Source organism: Mucilaginibacter sp. P4_C11, from assembly GCF_056402115.1.
On sequence record NZ_JBFUIA010000042.1, the window covers coordinates 41,794 to 55,421 of the forward strand.

Genomic DNA, 13,628 nt, shown 5'->3' on the forward strand with positions numbered 1-13,628 from the left:
ATCCGACTTTTGACTTAAGACTTTCGACTTAACTTTTAACCATTACCATCAAGGCACAATAGACCACTGCTGGTGTAAGCTGGTATTACTACCCCAGAATTGCATAATGGAGCCATTGGCAGTACCGCCACCGGTATCAAGGCATTTGCCGTTGGTGCGGTTTATTACTTTATAGTACGACCCCACGGGTACTATTATCCATTGCTGATTTGTCGAGGTTCCGCTTGCCCACTGGGTAACATTGGAGCCATCGGCCGTATTGGCATTGCTATCCAAACATTTACTGCTGGAAACACAGATAAGCTTGTAATAGCCGCCGCTATAGGATAGCACCCATTTTTGATTACCGGATGTACTGCTGGCCCATTGCCCAACATTAGCAGCATTGGCAGTAGCGCCAAGGTTATCCAGGTATTTGCCGCTTGCCCGGTTCACGAGATGATAAGTACCATTAGCAATAGGCTGAGTGGACGTTGTAAACGTAAGGGTACCAAATCCTAATTGATCGTACCCTCCGCTTGTACTGCCATAGTCTCCGCCACCACCTTCGGGCCTTATATTGCTGGCATACTGGGCACTATAAGTGGCTGTAACACCGGCTACATTGGCAAAATGGTTATAGATTAGCTCCCAGGATGGCCGGATATCGCCCCTGCTTGATGCCGAAATTACTGTTTGCGAATTTGCCGCACAGGTAGTGCCGCTACCCCAGTTGTAAGTTGTAAATGGTACGGTATTGCCCAGGTTATAACTGGCCGTATATTCGCTTACTGCCAGCGCTTTGTTGGTTTCATAGCCAAACAGGTCATCGCCCTGGTTGTAGGCCATTTGGCAAAAGGCACCAAGTAAGGAGATATCAAGGCACTGGTGTCCCTGGTCGCGGCCGCTTTCCTGGCCCTGGCCAAGCCCGCCTGTATATAAAAATGGTACAGCATGATCTATTGCGCCATTACCGGCGCCGGTTTTGAAATAAGTAACGGCCTCATTGTATTTGGTGGCATCGTCGCAAAGGATGCCGATAGACAGGATTGAGGCCATGCTGCATAAATCCCAGTTTGCCCAGTAATTGGTGATGCAGGCCCCGTTGTGGTTCACCAGGAAATCGTGGTTCATGGGGTAAAACACCGTAAGCATCATGGTTTTAAACCTGGTAAAGTCGGCCGCTGCCCAGCCGCTATATGAGCGCATAATTTCGGCAGCATTGGCAAACTCATAGCCGTAAATACCCGCAGCAAGCCACCTATCGGCACTGCCGGATACCGCTACGAGCGTAGACGACCATGCGTTCATAATAGCCACCGCATTATTGCCACAGGCCACATCGCCGTTAATTTTCCAGCGCAAGGCATTTTGATACGCCGCCGCAATATCATTATACAGTTTGGAGTAATTTTCGGGCGAGCCAGATCCCCTGTACACAGTATCAACCGGGCCCTTCATGACATAGGTAGACAGGGAGTGCGAATTTGCGGTAAGCTTGTTCCAGCCCGAAAGCCATGGCTCGGTGCTTGCCGTTACCATGGTTTGCATGCGGATAAAATCGGCCTCGGTATGCAACAGGCCCGGATGGATAAAGGGGCTAACGGCAGCGACCTTAAGTTTGGATAATTTACCGGTTTTAACGCTGTCGGTAGCAGTCGCGGCGGGGTCACCTGATTTCCTGCAGCTCCAGAAAGGAAGCAGGCAAAAAAGACAAAACAGAAACATCAATTTTGTTTTCATAATAAATGGTTAAGTATATTGGTTTAATTAATTGCACGTTAACACCAGCCGCAATAGTATGGCAGTAATTGTGTTGTGTTGTCAGAGCACAATTAAAGGCCACCTACCAACAGGCGCCATAGGTTTTATAATGGCTGATAATTGGTTTACAGATTACAAATCTCTGTTATAAAAACCTCTATAAGAGGGGTTTGATTAACCAAAAAGAGGCTATGGATTAATCAATAGTTAACCAGGGAAAATAAAAACGCTAATGGTTGGTGTTGCGGGTAGTGGGTAAAAATTACGCGCATAGTGTTTGGAAGAGATAAAAAAAGCAAAGGGATAAGCGATTACTTCCTTGGGGAGAGGGCAATGCCATTAAGTTGGGAGAAATATTAAAATTTTAATTTCGCGTCAAGACGCCCAAGAAAAATAATCACTTTGCGCCTCTGCGTCTTTGCGAGAAAGACCTCTTAACTTAACGGCATTGCCAATCTATTATGCCATTCATACCGCCACACGACAGGATTGCACCCGTTTATCATCTACCAAATTGATACGCAACTGTTGCATAGCCCGATGTACGTGGTTTACTACCGATTGGTAATTTATCCCGGTTACCTCAGCTATTTGCTCATACGTCCAGCCGTCAAAATATTTTAAATGCACCATTTCCTTTTGTCTTTTGGGTAAGGCGTTTAACGCAAGCGTTAATAACCTGTTGAACTCTATATCATTTTCACCATTCACCCAAATCTCCTCCTGCGAAAATGCCAGGTCAATTTCGCGCTGGTCTTCGGCTATTGGTAAATGATTCTTCTGGCTTTTAAAATAGTTGAGCGCAAGTGAGCGGGCTGCCTTAAAAAAGTAAACCTTTACGTTGTATATCGGCCCAAGCCTTTCCCGGCGTTCCCACATTTTTATAAACAACTCCTGAAGAAGGTCTTGTGATACAATTTCATCGCGGGTAATTTTCAGCACATAATGGTAAAGTACCCGGTACAGCTCCTGATGAATAGCCCCGAATTCACTGACATCGCCCTGACGGGTTTTTTCCCAACGTATGGCTAACTGGTCATTCATGTTCATAAAAAATGTATAGTTATAATTGATATTGGTTTCCACTGCTCCCAAAAAACAACCGTTTAAAATCGGGCTAGAAAAATTGGCGCGAACTTTTTCGATTGCCGGATAATTGGTTTTACAGCAGCTAATATGAGTGGATTTTGGGCGATAGAAAGGCTATAAAACAACCATTCAGCGGACGTAAACTGGTCAAAAAGGTGCTAAAAAACCGGTTTAGGAACGAGTTTTAAACATTGGGGCAAATTCACCTTTAATTTAATGGGCCAAAGCAATTACAGGCGCGCTTATGGAGCATGAACGGGCATCAAATTTTGCAGACATTGCATGAGGAGAATTTTACCAGGCGCTGTTTGCCTGATAAACTAACAAGACTGCAGCCCGGTATAAGCGGCACCAGAACAATCCTGCTGTGTAGTTACTTATAAAAACAGCCTTTACCTTGCCGAGTTGGCCGTACAATGACATTGTTAATAACTTTCTATAAGACAATCGTTTGCGCCATTTTTCTGAAACGGGTGCATCAATAACATGGTTATTTATTTTAGCTAATATTTAAAACAACAACCATATGAAAAAATTTCTCACGCTTACTGCTGTAGCAGCAGTGTTTTGTTTATCATTTGCAACATCCTTGCATGCTATCACAGTTGTGCCAAAGGGGCCTAAACCGCGCAAGGCGAAAGTTGCATTTAAAAAGCCCTACGCAACTTTCCCGACAGGGTATAGCTGGACCATAGGTTATAACTCGGGTAACCCGTGGGTGTCACTCAACTGGTCGCTGGTTGATAATCCGCTTCTTGGTCCCGTACCGTTTACATTTAACGGCACCACCCAAACCGTAGACCCTCATACAAGTTCATATATTTTATGGATTGGCAGCGCATATGCATTGCTGCCTAACCAAACTTATACAATGAATATAGGAGGGGTAAATTATTACTTTCATTTACCAAGTACCGGCTCTGGTCAGTGCATTATTACCGGCCATAGTTAATCTCCGGTACATTGAATATTTCAAAAGCTATAAATAGCTTTGACGCTTTTCTATCTGTTTTTTACGTACAAGAGGCTGTATGAGGCAACCTCTTGTTACTACGGTTTAGTTGTATGTTTTTTGCCGTCAGCAGGCAACCACAGTAAATTTGCATATTGATGCCCCAAAATGGCCAATATGACTACCCTGTCTTTGAATAATACCAATACCACATCTGGCCCGGCTGCCAAAAATAAAAATCCGACCAGGAAGCAGCTCCTAAACCGGGTTAGATTTGTAGCCAGACATTTTGGCCATTCAGTATCGCGGCTATTACCTGGCTTTCTCGGGCGACATGCCGGCACCAATGTTATAACTTTTCACAAAAGTTTTCCTGTACTTGCGGATAAAATCCGACGGGTTCAATTCAAAAAGCTTAAAAAACTGTTCCCGGAAATATCTCACATCCTGGAAACCAATTTTATAGGCCACCTCCTTAATCTGCAAATCGCTTTGAATCAATAGTTCAGCAGCTTTTTTGAGTTTGATATGCCTGATAAATTCAGAAATATTTAACCCCGAAATAGCCTTAACCTTCCTGAATAAATTAGACCGGCTCATCCCCATCCCCTTTGTGAACACAGTTGCTGAAAAATTTTCGTCATCCAGGTGTTTCTCTATCAAAGCTATACACTTCGCCAAAAACTGGCTGTACTCCTCCGGAATTTTCAGGTTGTTACTTTTTAGCGTTACCTCGTTCAGGAAAAACTGTTTAAGCGTGTTGCGGCCTTTTAAAATACTTTTAATGCGCGCAACCAGCAGGTCGTTTTCAAAGGGCTTGGTTATGTAGTCATCAGCACCGCATTCAACCCCTTTTAACTTTATTTCGGCGGAAGAACTGCCCGTTAAAAGAATCACTGGTATATGGCTGAACGAGGGCGAATCTTTTAATTTAGAACAAAACTCAATCCCGCTAAACTCCTTAATCACTACGTCGCAAACAACAATATCAGGATCAACCTGCATCACAATTTCAAACCCCTGTATCGTATCTTCCGCCTCATAAACGTTATAGGAATCTTTAAGTAACCTCCTGAGATATTGACGAATATCGCCATCATCATCAATAACCAGCACCGATGGCTTATCTTTTACAATATTTTCCATTAATTCGCTTACGTGATCTGGCTTTTCGGGCTCCCTTAACAATCCTGGTTCAGGATCAATAATAGCTTCGTTCAGGATCTCAAAAGCCGAGGAACGGAAAACCGGTTTAGTTACTGCCAGTGGTTTCGTTACTTCGTCCGATCCCGGCAATCCTATTTTGAAAACCGTTCCTTCGCCCGGTGCGCTGGTGTATGATAAATCTCCGCCATGAACATCAACGTACTTTTTGGCAAGGAATAAACCAATGCCAAATCCACTTTGGTTAGCCCTGTCGGTTGCTTCCTCGCGGTAAAATTTTTCAAAAAGACGTCCGCCTGTCTCTGCCGAAATTCCGCGTCCGGTGTCGTGAACTTCTATTTCAATCCTGTCGTCCATCTCCCGGATATGCATGGCTACTTTTCCACCCTCAGGCGTGAATTTAAGCGCATTGGACAGTAAATTGAACAACACAATTTCAATTTTCTCCCTATCAATGCAGGCCAGGGTTTCCTGTTCCATGTGCAATTGATAATCAAGGTGCTTTGTTTTAGCCTGGTTGTTAAAGCATGAAAAAACCTCGCGGGCAATGTCCGACAGGCTTACCCATTCTTTTTTCAACTCGGTTAACTCATTATCTGTCGACCGGAAAAGCAGCAATCTATCTACCAGGCTAAGGAGCCTCCTGGCATTTCGATATACTGAACTAAGGTCTATCAGGTCGATATTTTTACCATTATTTTGTAGTAATTCTTTAACCGGATTGGCTATTAGTGTAAGTGGTGTCCTGAACTCGTGCGAGATATTGGTAAAAAAAGCAATCTTCTTTTCGTTAAGCTCTTTTTCCTGTTGTACCTTCAGGTTGGCCAGCTTAACTTCATAATGTAGCCGGTTTTCCTTTTTATGGTAATAAATATAACCGTAAACCGACGCGGAGACGATGCCCATATAAAGCAAATAGGCCCACCAACTTCTGAACCAGGGTGGCAGCACGGTAATGTATACGGTTTTTTCTTTTGTATTCCATACGCCATAACCGTTGGTGGCCTTAATATGCAGCGTGTAGTTGCCTTCGCTTAACCTTGAATAATTTAAAACCCGCGCGTTGTTAACGTAGTTCCAGCCTTTATCCCAGCCTTGCAGGTAGTAGGCATATTGAATTTTTTCGGGGAGCGAATACTCCAGGGCAACATACTCCATTGATAGTACGGCCTTATCATACGGCAGCCGGATTTTATCGATGTCATAAATGTTTGTGGCGTTTTTTATATAAGCATTATTGGCATTGGCACTTTCATTTTCGATATTAACCTGCGTAATCAGCAGGTCAGGAAAGCTGTTAAAACGCCTGATGCTATCCGGGTAAAAAATGTTAAAGCCTTTTATCCCGCCAAAAAGCAGTTCGCCGGATGCTAGTTTCCCGGATGCGTTAAAGTAAAACTGGTTGGATTGCAGGCCATCCGAGGCATAGTAGTTTTCGAATTTTTTTGTTGCAATCTTTAATTTTGATAAACCGTTGAAGGTGCTCATCCACAAATTCCCCTTATTATCGCTTTCGATATTTAATATGGTATTGTTGGGCAGCCCATTATTTTCGTTATACCAGGCCATTTTACCCGTAGCCAGTTGGTAAGTCATTAGGCCCTTGCCGTGGGTACCAACAAATAAGGTACCCGCGGCAACCAGCAAACTCCTCACTGCAATATTTGACTGTATTACCGCCGATTGACCCGTATGTTTATTAACCCGCACCAGGTTTTTAAAACCGCCCAGCCACAAATTCCCCTTACCATCGTCAGCAATTGACAGTACATCGTCTTTAACATCAAACCCCGCCGAAACAAATTTCCCGGACACTTTATCAAAATGAAAAAGCCGAGCGCGCTCATTCCCTGTTTTTTCGCCTCTTAAAGCCGTAATCCAAATCGTATTGTCGGCATCAACATAAATTTTCCAGGCGGATTTTCTATAATTTCCGGTATTTTCAAATGGTATATTTTTAAACAAATGACTATCAGCATCATATATAGCTACCCCTCCCCCAAAAGTGGCCACCCATATTTGGTTCTGGTTATCTTTAATGATTGATGAAACACGGTTATTGCTTAACGATTGCGGATTATTGTCGGTATGTACAAATGTGGTAAAAGTGTTTTTAGCCCGGTTCCATATACTAAGGCCCGCACCATCTGTGCCTATCCAGATGTTGTGACCGGCATCCTCACAAAACGAAAATGTAAAATTGGATACCAGGCTGTTTTTATTATAGGGCTGATGCGCGATGGTTTTGAACTGGTTTTTATTAGGATCGATAACACTAATCCCTCCCCTTAACGTACCTATCCATTTGCGGCTTTGGTTATCCTCATAAATGGCATAAACCGAATTACTGGAAAGCGTACCCGCATCTTGCTGCTGAAGCAAGGTACATTGCCCCGAACCAAAAATATTTACAATGCCAACCCCTATACCATCGGTTGCCAGCCATAGATTTTTAGCCTTATCAAAATAAAAGTCAAATATCTTGATGTTATCAAGCGCCTTATTGCCAAAAGACTGATGCCTTAACTGGCTGGTTATGGTATTGAAAGAAAATATGCCTGCATTGGTACTTATCCACAGGTTGCCGTCGGGCCCCTGCTTCATATGGGTAGCCGGCGGAAACGAGTTGGTAACCGGGAGCACAACGTTTTTGCCGGGTAAAAACCTGCATAAGCCAACATTATCAACAACCAGCCAAATACTGTGGTCGTTCTGTATTGTAAGCGCGGTTACCGTGTATTTCCATTGTTGCTTTTTTGGGGCATTTAACAGCGGGGCCTCAACCGCAAAGGTTTTATTTTTATAATAAATGAGTAACCCGGCATCTGCTGATCCGATCATCATATTTCCCGAAAGATCTTTTTTTAACACGTTGATAACTTTATCAACCGGCAGGGGTGTCAAAGCATCCGCAAGGCCTATTTTGTAGTTTATCTGCGAAAAATAGAGCGTCTTACTATCTAAAATACCAACTCCATGACGGGTACCAACCCATATCCTATCCAATTCATCCTGCTCCAGCGCTGTAATGGTGTTTTCGGGTAAACTTGCGGGGTCGTTTATTTTATTCCTGACTTTTTTGAAGGAATAGCCGTCAAACCGGTTAAGGCCATCGAGCGTGCCAAACCACATGAAGCCGAATTTATCTTTAAAAATGGTGGTTACGGTATTGTTAGATAAGCCCTGCTCAATCCCCAGGTACGACATGGGGAGCGAGGAGGAATTGGCATTATACTTTAATAGTATAAACGCGGTTATAAAAAGCAATCTCTTCATAAAATGGCTGCAAGCTACGGTGCGATCTTTTAGCAACAGAATTTAGCCGTTAAAGGCTATTTATTAATTGGCTCACTAATTTAGTGATTATTAAATTTTATCATCAAATTAATTATTGTTTTTTAAACACTTATTTTAAGACAGCTGCCTTAAAGCAAACCAGGCTTAATCCAAACTTCATCCGCCTTAACACTGTATCTTCAAGCAATAAGCTACTCCCGAAACCGGACGCCGGCGTTTGTATGATCGCCGGTATTATTTACCAGCGAAAAAGAGGTTGCTAACTTGATAATTTGTGGTTACTGCAATTGCGGCCAAAAATCCGGGGTAAGTGGATTTCCTGAAACCCATATTGGTAAAAATATCGCCCGGCGGAATCACCGGGTTCGGGAAAGGGTTCGGCTTCCTTCCAACCTTGTATTTGCTATAGCCCGGGTGTTCAGATGCATAAACTGCCTGCATATCATTTTAAAACTGTGTATTAATGAAGGGAAGACAACAGTTGAAGAAATTTATACTCACCTTGATGTAAATTAGGTAAATATTTTTACCTATCCCTGCATCCTATAGGAGGTTGCTTAGTTAAAAGAACGCCTGAACTCGAGTGGAGAGAGGTTGGTTTTTGTTTTAAATAGCTTACTGAATGACTGTGGATGTTCGAACCCCAACGCATAAGCTACTTCACTCACCGATAGCGTAGTGGTAGAAAGTTTTTCTTTTGCCTTTTCGATCAATTTATCATGAATGTGCTGCTGCGCGTTTTGGCCGGTAAGCGCGCGCAGCATATCGCTTAAATAGCTGGGCGACAGATGCAGGCTTTCGGCAAGATACTGCACGGTTGGAATACCCTTGCTTAAAGAATATTCATTGCCAAAGTAGTCCGCCAGCAAGTCTTCCAGCCTTTGCAGCAGATCATGGCTTACTATTTTGCGGGTAATGAATTGGCGCTTGTAAAAGCGGTTGGCGTAATTTAACAATAACTCAATTTGGGATATGATGACATCCTGGCTAAAATCATCTATCCGGCTGTTCAATTCTTCTTCCATGATCCTGAAAATAGAAATGATAGTAACTTTCTCGTTTTCAGAAAGGTGCAGCGTTTCGTTGGCTGAGTAAGAAAAGAACCCGTACTGACCGATCTTTTTAGCTACAGGATAACCTAAAAAGAAATCCTGATGAATTAGCAAGGTATACTCAGAACATACCGTTCCCTCGTTATCGCCGCTACCTATCACCTGGCCTGGGGAAGCAAACAGCAAACCGCCTTCATCAAAATCATAATAGCCCTGGCCATATTTCAATTTGCCGCCGAGTTTTGGCTTGTAAGAAATTTTATAAAAGCCCAACACGTGATGCTGAGACGGCTGGTGTAGTTGTGCCACGGAATGCGCCCCGTTGATTATACTTATCAATGGGTGTTTTGGATGAGGCAGGCCGAAGGCCCGATGGGCATCGGACAGCGTTTCAAATTTATGCAGACTTTTCTCGTCTTTTTTCATTTCAAAACAAATATAACCATAACCGGCAATCATTTTAATTACCGGCTATGATCTGGTTATTACTCAGCTACCTTTTGAGCCGAACTGGAAACAGCGTCCCATTTTTCCCATAAGGCCAACCGTTCTGCGTAAGCAGCGCGTACCCATGGCAAATTTTGGCTCCCCAGGTTAAACCGTAACGGCGGGTTTTCCGCGTCTACGACCTGGAAAAGCGCGTGTGGAGTGGCGTTCGGGTCGCCTCGTTCCATATCTTTTAATCTTCCGAAAAATTGCGTTTTAAAATCCGAGTATACTTCCATGCCGGCTGCAAATTTCAAAGAGTCCTGGCTGCCAAATTCGGTAGCGTATGCGCCCGGCTCAATAATAGTCACTTTGATGCCAAAGTCTTTTACCTCTGTCGCCAGGCTTTCATGAATAGCCTCAAATGCCCACTTTGACGAGCAGTAGTAACCAATTACCGGCAGGGTAACATGGCCAAGATTGCTGGATGTGCCAAGGATATGGCCTCCACCTTGCTCCCGAAGCAACGGTAAAGCTGCCTGGATAACAGCAATTGCCCCAAAAATGTTGGTTTCATACATCGCCTTAACATCTTCGGCACTCGCCTCCTCAATAGTACCTACTAATGAATAGCCGGCATTGTTCAGCACAATATCCAACCTTCCGAAATGGGCATGTGCCTGGTTTATGGCTGTTTTTGCCTGGCCAGGGCTGGTTACATCTAATTCCAGGGTTAACACATTTTCGCCATATTTTTCTTTAAGCCTGGCTAAACTATCTACTTTACGTGCTGTTGCTGCAACTTTGTCGCCACGCTCAAGAGCGGCCTCTGCCCAAACACGTCCAAAACCGCGCGAAGCGCCCGTAATAAACCACACTTTACTATTCCTTTTACTTTCCATGTTCTTTATCTTTTCAATTATTGATGAAGCAAAGATCAGGAGGACCAGCCTGCCGTATGTAGTCTAATTGAGGGCATTTGTAGCCTAATTGCGGATTAGCTGAATACTATGAGCGTGTTAATGTTTTATTGCGGTTAGACGCGTTCTTCCTATGAATCGAATTAAAAGTTATATTCCCGTTTACTGTTATTGTTTGAAATTACTTTGCAGTCATTTTTAGTTTATCAGCAAGCATTTTCATATAGAAGCCACCAACTACACTGCGGGCTTTAAAATTATCGCGTATGCCTGTATTTGAATCATAAAAATCGTTTAAAGGCACTCTTGATTCTGTTTCAATTGCATGTTTATAAACCGGATGAATCAACGCCTGGAATTCGTTCTGATTTGGTGCAAAGGTTGCAGTCCACAAAATCCAGTCGTTTTTAGTATACGATTTTCGGCTATCCAACGGAATACCGTATTTGTTTTGCTTAGTTAAATAGTAACTAATTTCTGTATCATATACTTTTTGCGGGAACAAGTTTAGGTTTAAAAMTTTATCCCAAACTAAATTATATTTTTKGCTCCATGTACTTTTATCATTAAAAGTTAATGCATAGTGATCGCCGGCGCCAGCCATTTCTATCCATTTAGGAACCATACTGGCAGCTATGGTTCTGTACTTATCAGCAACTTCAGTATACCCCAGTGTTTCTGCCAGCTGTGCATAACAGGCAATACTCACAATGGCTTTTACCGATAAATTAGCGTTTCTGGCCAAATGGCCTGCAAAATCGTCGGTACATAGCTGCATTTTAGGATCCAATCCTTCTTTTGCTAAATAATCGACCCAGGTGCTAAGTGTTTTCCAATGCAGCTTTGCATAGTTTGCATTACCCTGTACTTTTGCAATTGCAGCTGTTAAAATCAGCATATTGCCAGATTCTTCAATTGGCATCGGTTCGCCATAGGTTTGGCCGTTTGCTAACGGATAAGTTCCTAAATCATGCGCAGCCCATGGATGAGGGTATTTTCCGCTTTCACTAAAATAAAAAATGCCATTTAGCATCCCTTCTAATAATGATGGATTGTAAATTAAATATAACGGTGCAGATGGGTACGTTACATCAACAGTATTGATAAAACCGCCGCTGTTATTCTCTTTAGATAACCATAAGATGTCGCCCTGCGGGCTTTTAACCAGTGCATGTGCCGCAATACTTTGACGGTAGCTTAACATACACAGGTGTGCATATTCCACCCCGCCAGATTTTACAGCATCGGCGTAAATTGATTTGTTAAGGCTAACGCATTTATCCATTACCTTTTTGTACTGCAAGGCGGCATCAGTCAATTCCCCTTCAATGGTTGCCTTTCCCGAAGCATTCCACCATGGCCTTAGATTATTTTTAAAGTATTGAACCGAGTAAATGTCATCGTAACCCAACTCGATAAATTTTTCGACCGGGGCATTACCAACTGCACCAAAAGGGATAATAGTATTTAATGCCAGCATTTTGCCTTGCTTAGCCGTTGATTGATAATTACCTTTTATAAAAGCGCCGGCAGCATCTTTCCCTGGCGTAACAAATTGAATAGCATTGCTTGTTTTGGGGGCGGCAACATAAAAATATCCCCAATCAATCCGCATATCGTCACCTGCTTTTTTCAAAACCGGTTGTTCAATAGTACCGGTTTTTAAAATAGATAATTTATTGGTGGCGTATTTTTGGGTTGTTACCTCCTGCGAGGGATTATAAACTGCAATATTGGATGATGCGCTTAAGGAAACCTTAACCTGGTGCATTTTACCGTCATTGGCTTTTACCTGGTAGGTAATATAAGATACAGGCCTGGCAAACAATTGCAGATCATTCATCAATAACGGCGAGGTAAAGGTTAATTTCAGATCTATTTTGCCACAGGTAAAATCATAAATGGTTTGGGTAGCATTTACATCAACATTTTTTTGCCTGGCTACCTGCATTTTTACAGCATTATCTTTTTGCCTGTCAATCAATCCAAAATCAAGATACCTACCACCTGCAGTATTCATTAAATGTATAGCGATAGTGTTATCGCCTTCTTTAAGGACATTTTTATCATTCAACGCGATGTATTGAAAATTGCTTGTCCAACCTTCTTTTGTATATACCTTTTTCCCGTTAACAAAAACCTGGATATTATCATCATGGTTTATCTTTAAAAAAAGTTTGTTAATTGCCGCCAAATTAGAAACCCTGAACGGTCTTCGTACCCATATTTCGTTTGAACGCCAAATGGTTTTTATGTTTTTAATATCGTCCCCAATAGGTGCCGAACCTGTTTTCCAATCTGAGGCTGCATAATCAGGTGATTTCCAATCTCCCCCGGGCTTAGTTTCTGTATACTGTACCTGGTATGTCTTTTCATCCGATGCAGGCAGCACGGTTATATAATTGGGGCTTTCCACTCCCATAAAACGAAAAATGTTTCCATCAACATTTATCAACCCCAAAAGTGACTGCTCTGCGCCCGTCCAATGTGTTGTAGATGACTCGTTTAACTTGTCTGTATTTGACCAAATGCTAAAATAGGTGTTATGTGTAATCAATGGATAAGATGGCGCCTTCCGATCCTGTGCTTTGAGCAGCATGCCTGCAAAAACGCATCCTATTACGCCAAGTATTTTTAATTTATTGATTTCTTTCGTCATTCGCTGGTATGTGTTTGTAAATTTATTATCGTGTAAAAATGAATAATTAACCGCCGTGCCAGTAACATGCTTGTTTTGGGCCGATTATAAATGGTTGGCACTTAACGGTCATGATTGGGCAACGGGAGATGGCTTCAGAACTCATTCGGGTAAAATAATTACCAGTAGCGCCAGAGCCTGATACAAGGCCCAAAGTGATTTTTAATGCTAAGCAACGGATGGGCAGTTATGATATATACAATTTTACTACCCGGTAAAATTGTATATACCATAACTGCCGATACCTAAAAAATTAAAACCTGCAAACGGAGTGACACTTTTTAATG

7 protein-coding genes are annotated in these 13,628 nt (G+C 42.6%); 1 reads left to right on the top strand and 6 read right to left on the bottom strand.

All coding sequences use genetic code 11. The annotated features are described in order from the left end of the window. Positions 1-48 precede the first annotated feature (48 nt). Together AC1DU2_RS27250 and AC1DU2_RS27255 are read right to left on the bottom strand one after the other, a co-directional pair. Positions 49-1,722, bottom strand: coding sequence for an RICIN domain-containing protein (locus tag AC1DU2_RS27250; protein ID WP_477388386.1), 1,674 nt, complete (start codon positions 1,720-1,722; stop codon positions 49-51). A gap of 489 nt (positions 1,723-2,211) precedes the next feature. Beyond that, positions 2,212-2,829 carry an RNA polymerase sigma factor gene (locus AC1DU2_RS27255; RefSeq protein ID WP_477388398.1) on the bottom strand — a complete coding sequence of 206 codons (618 nt, stop codon included), beginning with the start codon at positions 2,827-2,829 and terminating at the stop codon, positions 2,212-2,214. 529 nt (positions 2,830-3,358) lie between these two features. On the opposite strand from AC1DU2_RS27255, the gene AC1DU2_RS27260 reads away from it, so the two are divergent. Then, positions 3,359-3,784 (top strand): hypothetical protein, encoded by a 426-nt coding sequence (locus tag AC1DU2_RS27260; RefSeq protein WP_477388388.1) that lies wholly within the window; start codon positions 3,359-3,361, stop codon positions 3,782-3,784. Positions 3,785-4,096: 312 nt separating this feature from the next. Here the strand turns inward: AC1DU2_RS27260 and AC1DU2_RS27265 are convergent, their stop codons facing one another. From AC1DU2_RS27265 to AC1DU2_RS27280, 4 genes are all read right to left on the bottom strand, one after another. Next, the gene (locus AC1DU2_RS27265; protein ID WP_477388390.1) at positions 4,097-8,224 is read right to left on the bottom strand and encodes a hybrid sensor histidine kinase/response regulator transcription factor; all 4,128 of its coding nucleotides are present in this window, start codon (positions 8,222-8,224) and stop codon (positions 4,097-4,099) included. Positions 8,225-8,802: 578 nt separating this feature from the next. Continuing rightward, entirely contained in the window at positions 8,803-9,723 is a 921-nt protein-coding gene (locus tag AC1DU2_RS27270; RefSeq protein ID WP_477388392.1) for a helix-turn-helix domain-containing protein, read from the bottom strand. 59 nt (positions 9,724-9,782) lie between these two features. After that, entirely contained in the window at positions 9,783-10,625 is an 843-nt protein-coding gene (locus tag AC1DU2_RS27275; protein WP_477388394.1) for an SDR family NAD(P)-dependent oxidoreductase, read from the bottom strand. 199 nt (positions 10,626-10,824) lie between these two features. Then, positions 10,825-13,302, bottom strand: a complete 2,478-nt coding sequence (locus tag AC1DU2_RS27280; protein ID WP_477388396.1) for a glutaminase family protein — start codon at positions 13,300-13,302, stop codon at positions 10,825-10,827. Between the last annotated feature and the right edge of the window lie 326 nt (positions 13,303-13,628).